This window comes from Streptomyces sp. NPDC008125, assembly GCF_042957125.1.
Classification (GTDB): domain Bacteria; phylum Actinomycetota; class Actinomycetes; order Streptomycetales; family Streptomycetaceae; genus Streptomyces.
The window spans coordinates 112,234-129,007 of sequence record NZ_JBIBHR010000013.1; the positions used below are offsets into that span (position 1 = coordinate 112,234).

Sequence of the window (16,774 nt, forward strand, 5' to 3'; positions counted from 1 at the left end):
CCTTTCGGTGCGGGGAGCCGGATGCGGCGGGGCGGGGCGGGGGGGTGCGGGGCGGGGAACGGGCGCCGGTCAGAGGAGTCCGTGGCGGGGTGGGCGGGTGCCGTTGAGCGTCCAACGGCCCAGATGCTGCACCTTCCAGCGCGTCGGGTCGTGCAGGGTGTGGGTCCGGGCGTCGCGCCAGTGCCGGTGCAGATTCAGGGAGTCGAGCGCCGCACGGGTACCCGCCACTTCGAAGAGCGCCGAGCCGGTCTCGACCGCCGCCTCCGCGGCGACGACCTTCGCCGCCGCGACCGCGAGGGAGGCCTCGGCGGCGGAGAGGCGGGCGAGTTCGGCGTGCGGCAGACGGCGCTCCGCGTCCCGCGCGGCGGCGCCCGTGCGGAACTCGGCGGCCAGTTCGGACACGAGGGCGAGTGCCTCCGCGTCGTCGCGGACCACATGGGCGGCGGACGGGCCATCGGCGGACGCGCCACCGGCGGCCGGGCCGTCGGCGGAGACGGGGGGAGGGGCGGCGAAAGCGGTCATCGGTACTCCGGAGGTCGGGCGCGGACGTGCGGGCGGTGGCGTGGGAGCGATGAACTCGGGCGGGGAGAGCACGGGGGCTCCCGTGCCGTGGCGATCGGGAAACCTGTGCACCCGCGGCGAGGGTGAGGACGCGTCGCGGCGCACCGGGCTACCGGAACGCCTTCACCGGCCGGTTCGTCACCGGACGTCGCGCTTGACCACGACAGGCATGCTCCGCCCCCGCCGCACCTCCACGCGAAGGGGCCGACGGGACGCACGAGCAGAGTGCGGCCAAGGAGACGGAACGGGCGGAAGAAGCCCGGAAGCCCAGCGGGACTCGCTACGGCTAAGTGGTCAGCACCCGTGGCCGGGACGACAGCCGTGGCAGAGGCGACAGACGGCGCTGGAAACACGCGCGAGGTCGACATGCCGCCGCCGCGTGAGGTCCACTCGCTTGTCCATGGTCACCGATCCGCTGGGAGGGGGTGGAGCTGTCCGGCCGGGCCCCGCTCCACCCGCCGAACGGGGAACCCGGGCCACCGGGGAACGGGGTCCGCGCGGCCTTCCCGGCCGCCCGCTGTCCGCTCCCGTCAAGGAGCGTACCGGCAGCCGGGCCGTCGGCGGGAGGCGGTATCGGCGAACGGTTGGTTGGGTTCTCCTCCCACCTGCTCCTTCGGAAGCGGCGGTTGCCGCCCTCCGCGGCGGCGCCCCTCTTACGAGACGGGACGTGTGGCTCCGGGCGAGTCCCACTCGGGCCGCCCGCTCCAGGTACGCGGGACGCGCGGTCCGCCGACGGCCCTGCAGCGTGTCCATCCCCCCGACCCCGACGCCACTGACGGGTGAGGGACTTCCACCGGGCGGCCGACCGGTTCGCCGAGGCCCTGGGCGGCGGTGAAGCCGTCGTCGTACACGGTGTCGAGGTAGCGCTCGGGCCCGTCGGGGAAGACCGTGACGACGACCGCGTCCGGGTGGGTGCGGGCCGCCCAGGCGGACACGAGGGCAACGGCTCCGGTGCTCCAGCCGCCGCTGACGAAGTTCCCGGTGGCGAGACGGCGGCAGGCGTGCACGGCTTCGGCCGGACCGACCCAGTGGACCTCGTCGAACGCCTCGTAGGCGACATTGCGCGGGCGGATGCTGCTGCCCAGGCCGCGCATCAGGCGCGGGCGGGCCGGCGGGCCGAAGATCGTCGACCCCGCCGCGTCCACCCCGATGAGCCGCAGGCCGGGCCGGCACAGGCGGAGAGGTCCGGCGACTCCGGCGCTGTGGCCGCCCGTGCCGACACTGCACACGAGGATGTCGATCCGGTCGAGCCGGGCCGCGAGTTCGGCCGCGAGCGAGGCGTAACCGGCCACGTTGTCGGGGTTGCCGTACTGATCGGGCCAGTACGCCCCCGGCGTCCGTGCCAGCAGTTCGCGGAGCCGTACCAGGCGGGCCGTCTGCCAGCCCCCCTGGCGTGCGGGACGGTCCACGAACTCCAGCCGGGCTCCGTAGGCGCGCAGCAACTTCCTTATGGAGGGTTCGAGTTCGACATCCACCACCAAGGTCACCGGGTGCCCCAGGGCCTGTCCGGCGAAGGCCAGCCCGATCCCGAGCGTTCCGGAGGTCGACTCCACCACGGGCGCACCGGGCGACAGTTCGCCGCGCTCGCGGGCGCCCAGCAGCATCGAGACCGCTGGGCGCGCCTTCATGCCCCCGACGCCGAGTCCTTCGAGCTTCGCCCAGAATCCCGCGTGCGTCCCGGCGAGATCGGTGGTGATGCGCGCCAGCGGGGTCCGTCCCACGAGGTCGAGCAGCGCGCGGTTCCCCACCGGGGCATGGACGGCGATGGTCACGGAGTGCCTCCGGCGCGCCCGCCGTAGAGGTGGACGGAGCCCGGGCCGCCGTCGAGCCAGAAGAACGGGTACGGCTCGGCGCACACCGCGGTGACGCCCGCCCCGAGGAGCCGGGGCAGGATCGCGCTGCCGGTCTGGGCGAACATCACCAGCGGCTTCACCTGCCGTGCGGCGCGGATCCGCAGATCCTCGAACGTGCCGTTGCCCAGAGTCATTCCGGACGCGAGCACGGCGTCGCAGCTCTCCAGAGCCTCGACCGCGTCCGTGGTCACGGGCTCGCTCCACTCCGTCGTGCCGCCCTTGAAGTCGCACGGGACGTAGGCCAGTCCGCGCCCACGCAACGCCTCCAGCAGCGAGTTGACGACTCCCACCACCAACACGGTGCTTCCCGGGCGAAGCGGCAGCAACCCCACGACGGCCCGGGCCCGGGCGCGCGACCTCAGCAGCGAACTTCCCCCCGGCAGAGGGAAGTCCACGGCCCCGGAGGCGGGCCCGTGCGGACGGACGTGCATCAGGTAGGCGTCCAGAGCGGCCACCCGCACCGGCAGCAGCCGGTGCCCGAGCAGGCGCCGGGCATCGGCCCCGGCACACTCCGCCACGACGTCGCCGGGCAGCGAGCCGGGCTCCACCGCGCACGAACCCACCGCCCCGGCCAGCCGGAGGCTCAGCACTTCGTTGCGGTAGCCGGTGTGCCGCCCGTCGTGGCGTACGGCCTGGTGGGTGATGAACGCCGAGGAGATCCGCAGGGTCTCCGGGAAGGGGCCGAACGCCCCGCCGGTGACCTGCTCGACGAGTTCGGGGTACGAGCTCGCGTCGGCCCCTGGGCATGTCAGGGCCGGCCCGGCCGAGCTCGCGCACGTCAGGGGGGTCATGGTGTCTCCTTCGCGGTGCGGTGCGGTGCGGTGCGCCCGGGCGCGACGGCAGAACCCCGCGCTCGGAGGAGGGCGCCCGGAGGGACCACGTTATCGACAATCATTTTCATTGTCATCCGTGCCGTGGGTGAGAGTCGTTGCCGTGTCCGGCCGCACCCGACGCGTCGACAGGAATCGACGGGTGCCCCTCCGAGCCCCGTCGAGCGGTCGTCAGTGTGCGTGGCGGCTGAGCCTGAGCCGGGAAAGTCCGGCTGACGGGGGAGACGCCTTTTTCTCGTCGCGTGGTGCTGCGGAACCAGGAGGGTCGTCGCACGGATGAGGGTTCTGTTCGTTCCCGGTGACGCCGGGGTCGACGTTTCCGGCGGGGCGGGCGACCTCGTCCGCGTGGCCCTCGTCCTTGCCGCCGGTGGGGGCCGCGTGGAAACCACTGCCTCGGCCGAACCGCGTTTCGGTGGCACCGGACTCACTGCGGTCGAGGTGGTGGACGCCGGCGGCCCGGGCGTCCGTCGGCGGGTCGACCGGGAGCACCGCGGCCTGCTGATCGAGGGTGACCGACGAGGCTTGACCGCCCTCGCTGACGACGTTCGGTGGACAGCGGAGGCGGACGACGGCGGGCACCAGCACATCGAGTTCTTTCCGGGGCACCTTCGTCCTGCCGCGGGATCACTGGCCATGGTCGTGAACAGTCCGCACGGGGGCATGCCGGCGCAGTGACGATGTCGGCACGAGGGTAGGCGGAGGAGAAGCCGCCGACGTCGCCGAACGCGGTGTACACGTCCTGTTGGCGCAGAACCATCCGGACGTCCGCACTTCACTCCTGTCGTGCGGTTTCCCGGAGTGCTCCGGCCGTGAGCGCGGCCACCTCACCGCCCGGCCGAACTCCCCCACGGAGGCGCCACCCGGGCATCCGCGCGACAGCCCGGAGGGGCAGCGCGTGGTACCCGCTGCCCCTCCGTCGTACTGTGCTCCGGCGTCCGCCGGCCGCGCCTCAGTCCACGTAGGTGATGTCGGACGAGCTGTAGACGCAGTACGTGCCGTCGGCGCCCGAACCGGTCTCGGACGGCTCACCGCTCGTCGTTCCCTTGTACTTCTTGCAGATGTCGATGTCGCGGTCCGCGTCGTCGTAGATCGTGACGCCCGAGATCTTGGCGGTGTCGCCGTAGTTGGTGTTGATGCCCACCACGGACGTGCCCGGTGCGGTGATCCAGACGTTCGAGATCTCGACGTGGCGGCCGTACTGCGTCGAGCAGTTGCCGCAGGAGCGGTACAGCTTGCCGAAGTCGTCGACCTGGAAGTTCTTGATGACGACCGTGCCGGCGCCGTTGTGCTGGAAGACCTTGTCGTCCGCCAGCCGCGCACCGCCGCCGTCGACTGTGGCGACCTGTGAGGAGGAGCTGCCGCGGAAGGTCGCCGCGTCCTCGCCCACGTCCTCCCACCAGACGTTCTTGAGTGTGCAGGCACCGGCGCAGTGGACGCCGTCGGCAGCGGGGGAGCCGAGGATGACGTTCTGCAGAGTGGCACCGGCGGCCAGTTCGAACATCGCCGGCTGGTCCTCGTCCTGGCCGTCGCTGCCGAGGTCGCCGGTTCCGTAGAAGCGCTTCAGGCTGCCGTCGTAGGTGCCGGACACCTGGATGCTGGCCGAGACGGCCTGGCTTCCGTTGGCGGTGGGCCAGGCGGGCTTCGACCCCGAGCTCGGCGGCGGGGTCGTGGGCGGGGTCGTGGTGGGCGGGTCGGTCGGGGGCGTGGTCGACCCGGCCGCGGTGAACGTCCAGCGCTTGCTGGTCACCGAGTCGCAGGAGTTCTGCTGGACCAGGGTCCCCGCGGCAGTGGCGGAGTCCTTGGTGTTGAGGCACTTGCCGCCGTTGCTGTTGACGACCTGGTAGACACTCCCGCTCACCTGCGTGAGGGTCCACACCTGGGTCGCCGCACCGCTGCACGTCTGCTGTTCGACGGCCTTGCCCGCGCTGGTGGAGGCGTCCTTCACGCCGGCGCACTTGCCGCTGTGCGAGGCGATCAGGGTGTAACCGCTGCCGGAAGCCGTGAGCTTCCAGGTCTGCGCCGCACTGCCCGCGCAGGTGTTCTGGGTGAGCTGGGTGCCGGCGGAGGCGCTGGCGCCCGGGACTTCCAGACACAGTCCGCTGCCGGCGTTCTTCAGGGTGTACGAGCCGGCTGCGGGTGCGGCCGAGGCCGAGCCGGTGGCGAAGAGGGCGGTGAGCGTCGCCGCTATGAGTGCGGCGATCGCGAGGAACGAGGCGGCTGCCCTGCCGCCCCGCCTTCTGGCATGCTGATTCTCCGTGCGCATTCGAGGGTCCTTTCACCGCCTGCGGCGTCCTCCGCAGGCACCAGGAAGTGTTGGTGCGGTGGTAAAGGCAAGCGCTCGGCCGGGAAAGCGTGAGGAACGTTGTTCGTTCTTCTGAACCGAGTTCTTGTATGCGAACGCCGGTGACGGTACGTCAACCGGAATCGGCGGTCAATGGGTTGCGCGCGAACCGGTACGCAGGCTCCCCTGGGCTGTCGGGCCGGCCCGGCGCAGAAGCCGGAACCGGCCTCGACGGTCCCGTCAGCCGGCCTCGGAAATCCTCGGCCGACGCCGACGCGCGCCGTTGCCGCTCAGCCTCCGGCTCAGCCGGCGCAGCCGGGGGTGACGCTCGTGCAGCTCGGCCGACCGGCGGTCGAGTTCCTCACCGAGCCGCTCCGTACGCTTGTCGATGTCCAGCTCGTCGAGTACGCGGTCCACCTCGGCCAGCAGGGCGCCGTGCAACTGCCACTGCCTGGGGTGCTCCTGCACGTCCTCCAGCAGCAGATCGGCGATCCGGTCGCGCGTCTCCCGGCCTCGCGACAGCGCCTCGGCGAGACGGTCCTCGGCCTGCTCGCCGCCCGTCGCGAGCGGCGTGGTGATCAGCCGCGCGAACGCCTCGATGGCCTCGGCCATCCGTTCGAAGAGTTCGGTCAGCCCCTCACCCACGTCGTCGGGGAACATCTTCTCCTCGGTGCGCTGCTTGGCCAGATCCGTCAGGGTGCGGGTGAGCACCCGCAGCACGACCGCGCAGATCTCCAGCGTGTCCAGACCGGTACGGAGCACGACCCGGTTCAGCAGCCCCTGGCGCACCCGCGGGTTGAGCATGAGGCTCTCCTCGGCCTGCCGCAGCGAGGCGTCCACCTCCACGATGTCGTGGTCGAGGCGGCGGGCCTCGTGCAGCCGGGCGGCGGCTTCCGGTACGGGGATGTGGCCACCGATCTCCTGCCCCATGGCGCGCAGCATCGAGCCCATCCGGGTGGCCAGCCCCTCGATGGAGGCGCCCGCCGTCTGCACCCACACCGGCGGCGCGAAAAGGAGGTTGAAGAGCAGCCCGACCCCGGCGCCGATCAGCGTCTCCAGGATCCGGTCCCAGGCGGTGTCGGCGATCTGGGAGACGCCCAGGACGAGCATCGCGCTGATCGCCACCTCGGGCACGAACTCGTTGACCCGCACGACCCGGCCGATCAGCAGGGCAGTGAAGATCGTCAGTCCGAGACTCCACCAGTTCAGGCCCACCAGCGCGCTGAACCCGATCGCGATGAGGACGCCGACGACCACCGAGTTGACTCTGCGGATGCCGGTGGTCAGGGTCGCGTAGAGGGTGACCTGTACGACCAGCAGCGCCGTCAGCGGAGCGGTCAGGGGCGCCGGCTGAGGCAGCGTCGCCTGGGCCACGGAGAAGGCGATGACGGCCGCGGCCGTGGAACGCAGGGCCTGCACGGTCGCCGGTTCGGTGGTGCGCCGGACAAGTTCGAGTACGGGTGCGGAAACTCCAGACATTCCTACAAACTGCCCCGAAGATCGCGTTCGCAGCACCCCCGGGTCCAGGTGCCTCCGTACGGACGCAGCGCGGCCGTGCCGGGGAGCCGGGCACGGGTGCGGGCCGTGCGGCGCCCGGTGGTGAGTCGCCTACCAGGCCATCCCGCCCAGGACGGCCCCGATCCGGTCCCGCTCCCAGGCGCCGTCCGCGATCAGCACCCGGTAGCGTCGCTCCAGGGTCCGGCCGGGACCGAGCACCAACTCCTCGTGGAACGCGAACGACGGGGCCATGCCCGCGTAGGAGTCGTTGCGCACGAACCAGTGCGCCGGATGCGTTCCGCGCGCACCGGTGTGATCGTTCTCGGGCGCGTGGGCCATGACGATCGTGGCATGCCCGTCGAAGCCGTCGTGTTCCCCGGTGTACGCGAGCCAGTCGGACTGCTGCCTGTTCAGCCCCGGACCCTCGCCCTCGGCGGAGAGGACCCGGCCGCCCCGGAAGGCGCGGGGGCCCCGCCAGAACAGTCCGGTGTACCCGGCGCCCGTACGCCCGTGCGTGGCCGGGCTGCCGAACCGCAGCGGCTCCGCCCGCCGGTTGGTCACCGCGCTGGACCACGTCAGGGCCCAGCTCCCGCCCGCCGGATCGATGTCGTGCACCTCCACCCGCCGTACCTCGTCGGCCCAGTGCTCGCCGGTGTACGGATGCCAGGTCAGCCGCTCCGTGAGGGTGACCCCGTCCTCCCGCGCCGAGACCTCGTCGAACCCGGCGTGCGCCATCGAGCCGACCCGCTCCGGCAGCGGCCGGTAGCCTTCGCCGTGTACGTAGGAGTTGCCGCCCCAGAGATTCTGCCCAGACAGGTGCGAGGCGGTCATCGACAGGCCCTTGTGCCAGCGGTGGTCGTTCGGGCGGTAGTCGGTGACGATCCGGCCGGCGAGGGTGCGCAGCGGGTGGATGTAGGGCTTCGGCGCCTCCCAGGCGGCCTCGGCCCGGTAGACGTACCGCAGCAGCTCCACCCCGGAGGAGGCGACGAGGACACGGACGTCCTCGCCGTGCCGGTGGACGAGGAGGGGCTTCGCGGTCATGCGGTGATCTCCGTACGGGTCCGTGGGACCAGTGGTGTTCGTGGGGCTGTGGCGTTCGTTGAGGCGATACCGGCGGTACGGGCTCGGGTGCGGTGGGGAGTGGGCAGGGCGGGGCCGGGCGCGAAGGGAAGGCGTCCACCCCTCGGTGTAGCAAGCGCTTTCTGTCCACAATCTAGGCGCCCTGCCCGGAGGGGTCAAGGGAGGCGACGAAGAGGCCCGCCGGAACCGGGAGGTGGCTCAGTGCGGTGCATCGCCGCTGGTGAACGGCGTACACCTGCATGGCCCCGCCGAGGGGAGCGCCGTGCTGCCCGCCGCTGAGCCGCACCCGCGACGGCAGCGCGTACCGGCGCCCGGAGGAGCCCCCCGGGCACCGGCCTCCGGGGCACCAGCCGTCGTCGCCGACCCGGGGCGGAACGAGCCGCGCCGGGTCCGTGTGCTGAACTGTCCGGAATCCGACTGATTCAGGAGCAGTACTGTGAGCAGTTTCCGCCACCCCGGCGTCGTCTTCACGGACCACAGGTTCACCGTCCCCCTCGACCACGCCGATCCCGCGGGCGAGCGCATCGAGGTCTTCGGCCGGGAGGCGGTCGCACCGTCGAAGGCCGGCGAGGACCTGCCCTGGCTGGTGTACCTGGAAGGCGGCCCGGGGTTCGGCGCGCGGCGCTTCGTCGGTACGGAGGCGTGGCTCGGCCGCGCCCTAGAAGACTTCCGCGTCCTCCTTCTCGACCAGCGGGGAACCGGACTCTCGACCCCGGCGAACCGGCAGACCCTGCCGATGCGCGGCGGCCCCGCCGAACAGGCCGCGTATCTGGGCCACTTCCGCTCCGACAACATCGTGCGGGACTGCGAACTGATCCGCGCGCGCCTGACCGGCGGGCGCCCCTGGACGGTTCTCGGCCAGTCCTTCGGCGGGTTCTGCGCCGTCCGCTATCTGTCGGCCGCCCCGGAAGGCCTGGCTGCCGTACTGATCACGGGCGGACTGCCGTCGCTCGACGCCCACGCGGACGAGGTCTACCGGGCCGCGTACCCGCGCGTCGAGCGGAAGGTCGCCGCCCACTACGCCCGCTACCCGCAGGACGTCGCGCGGGCCCGCGAGATCGCCGCACACCTCGCGTCGCACCGCGTCGAGTCTGCCGGTCACCTCCTGACGCCCGAAAGCTTCCAGTCGCTCGGCATCCTGCTCGGCGGCGGCCAGGGGAGCCACCAGCTGCACTACCTGCTGGAGAACGCCTTCGTCCCCACGCCCGACGGCCCCGCCCTCTCCGACACCTTCCAGGAAGCCGTCCGTGCGGCGAACTCCTTCGCCGGGCACCCGCTCTACGCCCTGATGCACGAGGCGATCTACGGCCGGGGCGAGCGGCCCACCGGCTGGTCCGCCGAACGTGTCCGCGCCGAGTTCCCGCAGTTCGACGCCGGAACGGCGCTCGCCTCGGACGGTCCGTTGCTCTTCACCGGTGAGAGCATCCACCCGTGGCACTTCGAGACGGATCCCGCGCTGCGCCCGCTGCGCGAGACCGCCGAGCTGCTGGCCGCGCGTACCGACTGGCCGGAGCTGTACGACAAGGAGCGGCTCGCCGCCAACGACGTCCCGGTCGCGGCGGCCGTCTACCACGACGACATGTACGTGGACACGGCCCACGCACTCGCCACCGCGGCGGGCATCCGCGGGCTGCGGACCTGGGTGACCAACGAGTTCGAGCACGACGGTCTGCGCGCGGGCGGACCGCGCGTGCTGGACCGGCTGCTGGCCATGGTCCGCGACGACGTCTGAGCGGGCCAGGGGGCCCTTCGCCCGGATCGGGCCGGATCAGGGAGAGGGGCGGACTCGGGGCCGTTGCCCATGGGGTCGCCTCTGACCGACGCCGCGAGCGGAGAGGGGGCGGGCGCCCTCGGCCTCGCCTCCCCGCTCGTGGAACAGGGAGGACGCGGGTGGACGCCCTTCACGCCGGCGGGGCGGTCAGTTCGACGGAGCGCAGCGCCGCCGCGAGGGCCGGTCCGTCACCGACGTCGAGGGCCGTGCCCGTCAGCTTGATGACGTGTTCGTCGCCGTGCACCAGCCAGAGCCTGTTCCAAAAAGTCAGGCGATACGCCGGGACGGGGTAACAGGCCCGAGGAGGAGGACCGGCCCAGGGCCTGAGGAGTGCCACCACTCAGCCCTCACCCGGCCCGTTACTCGCTCACCGCCCCGGCGCCACCGGAAACCGCAGGCTGCGGGCCCGCGCGGGGCCCACGCCCACATCCTGCCGACCACCTGCGTCTCCGCGTCTCCGCGGACCGGATCGGTGCCGCGCGGACGCGTAGGGCTCAGCTCTGGAGAGCTTCCAGTGTCTCGTTCAGCTCAGGGGCGGTCTGCGGGGCGCGATTGTGCGGCAGCTTGGAGAGCGCCGCCGCCATGCCGCAGGTGTCGCTGACCGCGGAGAAGACCAGGCCCGAACCGATGCCGGCCGACAGCCAGCGGGCCGCGGGAAAGCGGCGGCCGACGAGCAGGCCCGCCACCACGAGGGAGCCCGCCGCGAGGCGGACCTGCCGCTCCAGGGGCCAGACGGCCTTCGCCCCGGCCGGACGGTCCAGTTCGTGCCCGGCACTCACCCAGGCGGAGGTGCCCCCGGACAGGGTCGTGGACGCTATGTCGGCGTCGGCGAGTATCTCGGCCGCGCGGGTGGAGCGGACGCCCGACGCGCAGACCACGAGCAGGGAATTGCGGGCGGCTGCGGACTTCAGTGCCGGGAGCGCCTCGGCCACGCGGTCGAGCGGGACGTTGTACGCGCCGGGTACGTGCCCCGAGGCGTATTCGCCGGGACCCCGGACGTCGATGACGGTGAATTCGTCCAGACGGGAAGCGGCCTGGACGGGGGAGAGGGAAGCCGGGCTGGTCACGAGCGGGGTGTCCTTTCGGTCGAGAGCAAGCGGAACGGGTTCCTCCTGCCCCGGCGAGGATAAAATACCCCGGGGGGTATGCGGAGGAGTGTGTGTGGAACCCGACATGACGGCCGGCGAGCTGAAGGCCGTGCTCAACCGCCTGCGCCGCGCGCAGGGACAGCTCGGCGCGGTCATCCGGATGATCGAGGAGGGCCGCGACTGCGAGGACGTCGTCACGCAGATGGCCGCCGTCTCGCGCGCGCTGGACCGCGCCGGGTTCGCGATCATCGCGACCGGGCTCCAGCACTGCCTGACCGAGGGTACGGCGGAACCGGAGGACCGGGAGCGGATGCGGGCCCGGCTGGAGAAGCTCTTCCTCTCCCTCGCCTGACGCTCCCGAGCCACGGCCCTCGTCGGCTCCGGTGCCGCGGTGCGCTCGGCCACGGTGCGCGGTTGACAAAAGCCGTTGCCGATTCTGCACACTGGTCGGTATGGACGAACAGGCACCGGGCGACCCCGAGCTGGACGCGGTGATCTCCGGAGTGGGCCCCCGGCTGCGCCGTCTGCGCAAGGACCGCGAGGTGACCCTCGCCGCCCTCTCGGCGGCCACCGGCATCTCCGTCAGCACGCTCTCCCGGCTGGAGTCGGGCGGCCGTCGCCCCAGCCTGGAGCTGCTGCTGCCCATCGCCCGTGCCCACGAGGTTCCGCTCGACGACCTGATCGGCGCGCCGCCCGTGGGCGACCCGCGGGTCCGGGCCGAGCCGGTCGTCCGCCACGGCCGGACCATGTTCCCGCTCACCGCCCGGCCCGGCGGACTCCAGGCGTACAAGCTCGTCCAGCAGGGCGGTACGGGCGAACGCCCCGACCTGCGCACCCACGAGGGCTACGAATGGCTGTACGTCCTCTCCGGGCGGCTGCGGCTGCGCCTCGCCGACCACGACCTGGTGATGGGCCCCGGCGAGGCCGCGGAGTTCGACACCCGGCTGCCGCACTGGTTCGGGCCCGCCGGGGAGGAGACGGTGGAGTTCCTCAGCCTCTTCGGGCCGCAGGGGGAGCGGATGCACGTCATCGCCCGGCCCAAGGCCGACTGACGCCACCGGCGCGGCCCACCCCTGACGTGCGGGCCCGCCCGTTTCCGGGGTCGCGGAGTGTTCCCAGGAGGCAAGCGACCGCTTAGTATGCGCCGGAGCAGGAGTTACGCCGACAGGTTTGTGGAGGCCTTCATGCAGGCATGGCGAGTGCACCGGAACGGCGAACCGAGCGAGGTGATGACCCTCGACGAGACGGACCGCCCGGTACCGGGCGAGGGCCAAGTACTCCTCGCGGTGCGGGCGGCCGACATCAACTTCCCCGACGCGCTGCTCTGCCGAGGCCAGTACCAGGTCAGGCCCCCGCTGCCCTTCACGCCCGGGGTCGAGATCTGCGGCGAGACCGAGGACGGACGCCGGGTGCTCGCCACCCCCGCGCTTCCGAACGGCGGCCTCGCCGAGTACGTCGTGGTGGACGAGGCGGCCCTGCTGCCCGCCCCCGACGCGCTGGACGACGCGGAGGCCGCCGCCCTGCACATCGGCTACCAGACGGGCTGGTTCGGCCTGCACCGCCGTGCCCGTATCCAGCCCGGCGAGACCCTGCTCGTGCACGCCGCCGCCGGGGGAGTGGGCAGCGCCGCCGTCCAACTCGGCAAGGCCGCGGGCGCCACCGTCATCGGCGTCGCCGGCGGGCCCGAGAAGACCGCCGTCGCCCGCGAACTCGGCTGCGACCTGGTCATCGACCGGCGCAGCGAGGACATCGTCGCCGTGGTGAAGGAGGCCACCGGCGGGCGCGGCGCGGACGTCGTCTACGACCCGGTCGGCGGCGACGCCTACGCCAAGTCCGTCAAATGCATCGCCTTCGAGGGCCGGATCGTCGTCGTAGGCTTCGCCGGCGGCACCGTCCCCACCCCGGCGCTCAACCACGTCCTCGTCAAGAACTACTCCGTCCTCGGACTCCACTGGGGCCTCTACAACACCAAGGACCCGGCCGCCGTCCGCGCCTGCCACGACGAGCTGACGAAACTGGCCGACCAGGGGCTCGTCAAGCCGCTGGTCAGCGAGCGTGTCCCGATGTCCGCCGCGGCGGACGCCGTCCAGCGGGTCGCGAACGGCACGACCACCGGACGCATCGTCGTCCTGCCGACCGGAGGCACCCGATGACCACCACCGTCGACGCCCCCGAACTGCTCCGCCGTACCCGCGAGCTGCTCGCCGCACACCCCCCGGCCACCACCGGCCGCACCGCATTCCTGGGAGCCCGCTTCGACGCGGGCCTCGCCTGGGTCCACTACCCGGCCGGCCTGGGCGGCCTCGACGCCCCCCGCTCCCTCCAGCCGGCCGTCGACGCCGAACTCGCCGCCGCCGGCGCCCCCGACAACGACCCCCGCCGGATCGGCATCGGCCTCGGCATGGCCGCCCCCACCATCCTCGGCTTCGGAACCGACGAGCAGAAGCAGCGGTTCCTGCGCCCGCTGTGGATCGGCGAGGAGGTGTGGTGCCAGCTCTTCAGCGAGCCCGGCGCCGGCTCCGACCTGGCCGCGCTCTCCACCCGGGCGGTCCGCGACGGCGACACCTGGACCGTCGACGGACAGAAGGTCTGGACGTCCAGCGCCCACCTCGCCCGCTGGGCCATCCTCATCGCCCGCACCGACCCCGACCTGCCCAAGCACCGGGGCATCAGCTACTTCATCTGCGACATGACCGACCCGGGCGTCGAGGTACGCCCACTGCGGCAGATCACCGGTGAGGCCGAGTTCAACGAAGTCTTCCTCACCGGTGTGCGCATCCCCGACAGCAGGCGCCTCGGACCCGTCGGGGAGGGCTGGAAGGTCGCCCAGACCACGCTCATGAACGAGCGCGTCTCCATCGGCGGCATGCGCATTCCCCGAGAGGGCGGGATGATCGGCCCCGTGTCGCGCACCTGGCGCGAGCGCCCCGAACTGCGCACCCCCGACCTGCACCAACAGCTGCTCACCCTCTGGGTGGAGGCCGAGGTCGCCCGGCTCACCGGGGAACGGCTGCGCCAGCAACTCGTCGCCGGGCAGCCCGGCCCCGAGGGCTCCGGCATGAAGCTCGCCTTCGCACGGCTCAACCAGGAGATCAGCGGGCTGGAGGTCGAACTCCTCGCCGACGAGGGGCTGCTCTACGGCGACTGGACGATGCGCCGCCCCGAGCTGGTGGACTTCACCGGGCGGGACGCCGGCTACCGCTACCTGCGCTCCAAGGGCAACTCGATCGAGGGCGGCACCAGCGAGGTGCTGCTGAACATCGTCGCCGAACGCGTCCTCGGCCTGCCCGCCGAACCGCGCACCGACAAGGACGTCGCCTGGAAGGACCTCTCCCGATGACCGCCCCGCATCAGCCGTCCGCCACCCCCGACCTCCTCTACTCGGAGGCGGAGGAGGACCTCAGGTCGGCCGTCCGCGCCCTGCTCGCCGACCGGTCCGGCGCGCCGTCCGTGATCGCCCGCACCGAGTCCGACACGCCGTACGACCAGCACCTCTGGAAGACCCTCGCGGCGGACATCGGTGCCGCCGGACTGCTGGTCCCCGAGAAGCTCGGCGGCCTCGGCGCCACCCACCGCGAGGCCGCCGTCGTCCTGGAGGAGCTCGGGCGGGCCGTCACCCCGTCCCCGTACCTGACCAGCGCCGTCGTCGCGACCGCCGTCCTGCTCGCCCTCCGCCCCGAGGACGGACCCGCGGCCGGGCTGCTCGGCGACCTCGCGGCGGGGCGCCGCACCGCCGCCCTCGCCGTACCGCTCGCCGCCGCGCCCGGCGCGGACCACGCCGCCGACGTGACCGCCGACTGCGGCGCGCTGACCGGCACCGTACGGGGCGTCGCCGACGCGGCCCTCGCCGACGTGCTGCTGGTGCCCGCCCCCACCGGGCTGTACGCCGTCGAGCGCGCGTCCCAGCAAGGGGCCGCCGTGGTCCTGGAGCCGCTCGTGCCGCTCGACCTCACCCGGCCCCTCGCCGGAATCATCCTGGACGGAGCCGCCGCCACGCTGCTCGCCGGACCGGACGAAGGCGCCGCGGCCGTACGGCACGGGCTGCTGACCGGAGCCGGTCTCCTCGCCTCGGAACAGCTCGGAGTCGCCGAATGGTGCCTCGCCGAGACTGTCCGGTACACACGGGAACGCCACCAGTTCAACCGGCCGGTCGGCTCCTTCCAGGCACTCAAACACCGCATGGCCGAACTCTGGCTCCAGGTCGTCTCGGCCCGCGCAGCCGCCCGCAACGCCGCCGACGCGCTGGCCACCGCAGCCGCCGACGCGCCCCTCGCGGTCGCCGTCGCCCAGGCGTACTGCTCCGGGGTGGCGGTGCACGCGGCCGAGGAGTGCGTCCAGCTCCACGCCGGGATCGGCATGACCTGGGAACACCCGGCCCATCTGTACCTGAAGCGCGCGAAGGCCGACTCCCTCGCTTACGGAACGGCCGGCCGCCACCGCGAAGCCGTCGCCGACCTGGTCGAGCTCCCGGCCCCCTGACGGCGCTGGAACGGGGCGGCAAGACGCGTTGCGCCTCTCCCGTCAACGCCCCGCCGCCCCGTCGGCACCACCTTTCCCGGCGATGCCGTCACACTCGGTCAACACCCGTTCGGCGGACACGCCAGTCCGCCGAACGGCGCTCGCCCTCCGCCACACTGGCCGCGACATGCCGCACACCGGGCGCGGCGGAGGAGGCGGGGCATGGTCATTTCCATCTCACTCGTGGTGTTCCTGTTGATCATCGCGATCATCTTCATGCGCAACGGCGGCCTGAAAATCTCGCACGCCATCGTCTGCGCCCTGCTCGGCTTCCTCATCGCCGGCACGCGGATGGCGCCCACGATCCACGACGGCATCGCCTCCACCGCCGAGATCGTGAGCGGGCTGAGACCCTGACGCCCGCCCCCTGCGCAGAGCCCCGGTCGCTCCCGCCGACTTCGCGGGATGCGAGCCGCGCACGACCGCCCGCCGCGTTCACCCCCGGCGGGCGGTAACGTCGTCCCCAGGTCCCCGTCCGATTTCCGGCGACCCGGAGCGCCACCGTGCCGCTCCCCGTCGCCCGTCTGGAGCACTCCGCCATGTCCTTCCCGCCCTCCGGCCGTCACTCCGGCGCCGCGCACCACGAGTACTGCAACAGTGCCCTGTGCTGCCGGTGCCAGACGCGGACCTGGTCCACGCACGTGGCCGGCGAGCGGCTCTGCGGACCCTGCAGCTCCTGCTGCCGTGAGTGCGGACGTGCCCCGGCGCCCCACCTGGACGGCCTCGACCAAGGTCTCTGCGCCGACTGCCGGGGCATGTGCGGGCGCTGCAACAACCCGAAGCGGCCGGACGGCTCCTGCGGCTGTGAGGCGTGGCACCGCTTTGCCGGAAAGGACCCTTTCGGCTACGTGCTGAACGCCCTGCCGCAACCGCTCATGCAGGGACTCGGCCGCAGGCTCCCGGCCGAAATTCTCGACCTGGTCCGCCAGGAGCTCGGACGGGGGCGGACCGCCTTCCAGCTCCGGGAGCGGATCGAGCGCCGCTGGAACCTCCGCTGGGCACACGCCCTGCACGAGACCGACGAGGACGGCAACCGCCGCTGGTCCCCGCAGGACATCGCGGAAGCCCTGCTGACGCGGGGCCGCTGCCCCGATCCCGACTGCGAGGACGGCTACCTCATCACCACGGACCTGCCCTGCGGACGGTGCCGCCAGCCCACGTATCGCTTCGTGCCGTCCGTCTCCGAGCGGCGGGCGACAACCGACCACGCCCGCCACACCGCCGCCGGGATCCGGCGCGGCCTGCTGGAGAACCGAACCCGCACCCGGCGCGCCCCGCGCGGCTGACCCGTCGCC

Annotated in this window: 16 protein-coding genes and 1 pseudogene; 8 read left to right on the plus strand and 9 right to left on the minus strand. The window is 72.7% G+C overall.

Going from position 1 to position 16,774, the window contains the following annotated elements:
- Window positions 1-69: 69 nt before the first annotated feature.
- From ACFZAX_RS22640 to ACFZAX_RS22675, 8 genes and pseudogenes are all read right to left on the minus strand, one after another.
- Window positions 70-369, minus strand: a pseudogene (locus ACFZAX_RS22640) (acyl-CoA dehydrogenase family protein); the annotation flags it as partial.
- A 486-nt stretch (window positions 370-855) separates the two neighbouring features.
- The gene (locus tag ACFZAX_RS22645) at window positions 856-1,314 is read right to left on the minus strand and encodes a putative leader peptide (protein WP_390963732.1); all 459 of its coding nucleotides are present in this window, start codon (window positions 1,312-1,314) and stop codon (window positions 856-858) included.
- Entirely contained in the window at window positions 1,215-2,333 is a 1,119-nt protein-coding gene (locus ACFZAX_RS22650; RefSeq protein ID WP_390963733.1) for a pyridoxal-phosphate dependent enzyme, read from the minus strand. The genes ACFZAX_RS22645 and ACFZAX_RS22650 overlap by 100 nt, the downstream gene beginning before the upstream one ends.
- Window positions 2,330-3,205 carry a Rossmann-like domain-containing protein gene (locus ACFZAX_RS22655; RefSeq protein WP_390963734.1) on the minus strand — a complete coding sequence of 292 codons (876 nt, stop codon included), beginning with the start codon at window positions 3,203-3,205 and terminating at the stop codon, window positions 2,330-2,332. Before ACFZAX_RS22655 ends, ACFZAX_RS22650 begins: the two co-directional genes overlap by 4 nt.
- Window positions 3,206-3,415: 210 nt before the next feature.
- A complete protein-coding gene (locus tag ACFZAX_RS22660; protein ID WP_390963736.1) occupies window positions 3,416-3,850 on the minus strand; it encodes a hypothetical protein in 435 nt (144 codons plus the stop codon).
- Window positions 3,851-4,193: 343 nt separating this feature from the next.
- Window positions 4,194-5,507 (minus strand): pectate lyase, encoded by a 1,314-nt coding sequence (locus ACFZAX_RS22665; RefSeq protein WP_390963737.1) that lies wholly within the window; start codon window positions 5,505-5,507, stop codon window positions 4,194-4,196.
- Window positions 5,508-5,765: 258 nt separating this feature from the next.
- On the minus strand, window positions 5,766-7,004 hold the full coding sequence (locus tag ACFZAX_RS22670; protein WP_390963739.1) for an aromatic acid exporter family protein: 1,239 nt from the start codon (window positions 7,002-7,004) through the stop codon (window positions 5,766-5,768).
- Between the two features lie 129 nt (window positions 7,005-7,133).
- Window positions 7,134-8,063 carry a DUF6807 family protein gene (locus ACFZAX_RS22675; protein WP_390963741.1) on the minus strand — a complete coding sequence of 310 codons (930 nt, stop codon included), beginning with the start codon at window positions 8,061-8,063 and terminating at the stop codon, window positions 7,134-7,136.
- Between the two features lie 475 nt (window positions 8,064-8,538).
- On the opposite strand from ACFZAX_RS22675, the gene ACFZAX_RS22680 reads away from it, so the two are divergent.
- The gene (locus tag ACFZAX_RS22680; protein ID WP_390963742.1) at window positions 8,539-9,834 is read left to right on the plus strand and encodes an alpha/beta fold hydrolase; all 1,296 of its coding nucleotides are present in this window, start codon (window positions 8,539-8,541) and stop codon (window positions 9,832-9,834) included.
- Window positions 9,835-10,367: 533 nt separating this feature from the next.
- Here ACFZAX_RS22680 and ACFZAX_RS22685 read toward each other — a convergent pair.
- Window positions 10,368-10,940, minus strand: a complete 573-nt coding sequence (locus ACFZAX_RS22685; protein ID WP_390963744.1) for a rhodanese-like domain-containing protein — start codon at window positions 10,938-10,940, stop codon at window positions 10,368-10,370.
- Between the two features lie 106 nt (window positions 10,941-11,046).
- Between ACFZAX_RS22685 and ACFZAX_RS22690 the strand changes: the two genes are divergently transcribed.
- From ACFZAX_RS22690 to ACFZAX_RS22720, 7 genes are all read left to right on the plus strand, one after another.
- The gene (locus ACFZAX_RS22690) at window positions 11,047-11,313 is read left to right on the plus strand and encodes a metal-sensing transcriptional repressor (protein WP_390963884.1); all 267 of its coding nucleotides are present in this window, start codon (window positions 11,047-11,049) and stop codon (window positions 11,311-11,313) included.
- Window positions 11,314-11,413: 100 nt separating this feature from the next.
- Window positions 11,414-12,013, plus strand: a complete 600-nt coding sequence (locus tag ACFZAX_RS22695; protein WP_390963745.1) for a helix-turn-helix domain-containing protein — start codon at window positions 11,414-11,416, stop codon at window positions 12,011-12,013.
- Between the two features lie 132 nt (window positions 12,014-12,145).
- The gene (locus ACFZAX_RS22700) at window positions 12,146-13,114 is read left to right on the plus strand and encodes a zinc-binding dehydrogenase (RefSeq protein ID WP_390963746.1); all 969 of its coding nucleotides are present in this window, start codon (window positions 12,146-12,148) and stop codon (window positions 13,112-13,114) included.
- Window positions 13,111-14,301 (plus strand): acyl-CoA dehydrogenase family protein, encoded by a 1,191-nt coding sequence (locus ACFZAX_RS22705; RefSeq protein WP_390963747.1) that lies wholly within the window; start codon window positions 13,111-13,113, stop codon window positions 14,299-14,301. The genes ACFZAX_RS22700 and ACFZAX_RS22705 overlap by 4 nt, the downstream gene beginning before the upstream one ends.
- Entirely contained in the window at window positions 14,298-15,440 is a 1,143-nt protein-coding gene (locus ACFZAX_RS22710; protein ID WP_390963749.1) for an acyl-CoA dehydrogenase family protein, read from the plus strand. Before ACFZAX_RS22705 ends, ACFZAX_RS22710 begins: the two co-directional genes overlap by 4 nt.
- Window positions 15,441-15,641: 201 nt before the next feature.
- Window positions 15,642-15,836 (plus strand): hypothetical protein, encoded by a 195-nt coding sequence (locus ACFZAX_RS22715; RefSeq protein ID WP_327179759.1) that lies wholly within the window; start codon window positions 15,642-15,644, stop codon window positions 15,834-15,836.
- Window positions 15,837-16,018: 182 nt separating this feature from the next.
- On the plus strand, window positions 16,019-16,765 hold the full coding sequence (locus tag ACFZAX_RS22720) for a hypothetical protein (protein WP_390963885.1): 747 nt from the start codon (window positions 16,019-16,021) through the stop codon (window positions 16,763-16,765).
- The last annotated feature ends 9 nt before the right edge of the window (window positions 16,766-16,774 follow it).

Excerpts from the sequence above, each read along its gene's own strand:
- ACFZAX_RS22715 (WP_327179759.1), top strand. The coding sequence starts at position 15,642 with ATGGTCATTTCCATCTCACTCGTGGTGTTCCTGTTGATCATCGCGATC.
- ACFZAX_RS22700 (WP_390963746.1), top strand. The coding sequence starts at position 12,146 with ATGCAGGCATGGCGAGTGCACCGGAACGGCGAACCGAGCGAGGTGATG.
- ACFZAX_RS22720 (WP_390963885.1), top strand. The coding sequence starts at position 16,019 with ATGTCCTTCCCGCCCTCCGGCCGTCACTCCGGCGCCGCGCACCACGAG.
- ACFZAX_RS22655 (WP_390963734.1), bottom strand. The coding sequence starts at position 3,205 with ATGACCCCCCTGACGTGCGCGAGCTCGGCCGGGCCGGCCCTGACATGC.
- ACFZAX_RS22710 (WP_390963749.1), top strand. The coding sequence starts at position 14,298 with ATGACCGCCCCGCATCAGCCGTCCGCCACCCCCGACCTCCTCTACTCG.
- ACFZAX_RS22645 (WP_390963732.1), bottom strand. The coding sequence starts at position 1,314 with ATGGACACGCTGCAGGGCCGTCGGCGGACCGCGCGTCCCGCGTACCTG.
- ACFZAX_RS22695 (WP_390963745.1), top strand. The coding sequence starts at position 11,414 with ATGGACGAACAGGCACCGGGCGACCCCGAGCTGGACGCGGTGATCTCC.
- ACFZAX_RS22690 (WP_390963884.1), top strand. The coding sequence starts at position 11,047 with ATGACGGCCGGCGAGCTGAAGGCCGTGCTCAACCGCCTGCGCCGCGCG.
- ACFZAX_RS22665 (WP_390963737.1), bottom strand. The coding sequence starts at position 5,507 with ATGCGCACGGAGAATCAGCATGCCAGAAGGCGGGGCGGCAGGGCAGCC.
- ACFZAX_RS22705 (WP_390963747.1), top strand. The coding sequence starts at position 13,111 with ATGACCACCACCGTCGACGCCCCCGAACTGCTCCGCCGTACCCGCGAG.
- ACFZAX_RS22675 (WP_390963741.1), bottom strand. The coding sequence starts at position 8,063 with ATGACCGCGAAGCCCCTCCTCGTCCACCGGCACGGCGAGGACGTCCGT.
- ACFZAX_RS22670 (WP_390963739.1), bottom strand. The coding sequence starts at position 7,004 with ATGTCTGGAGTTTCCGCACCCGTACTCGAACTTGTCCGGCGCACCACC.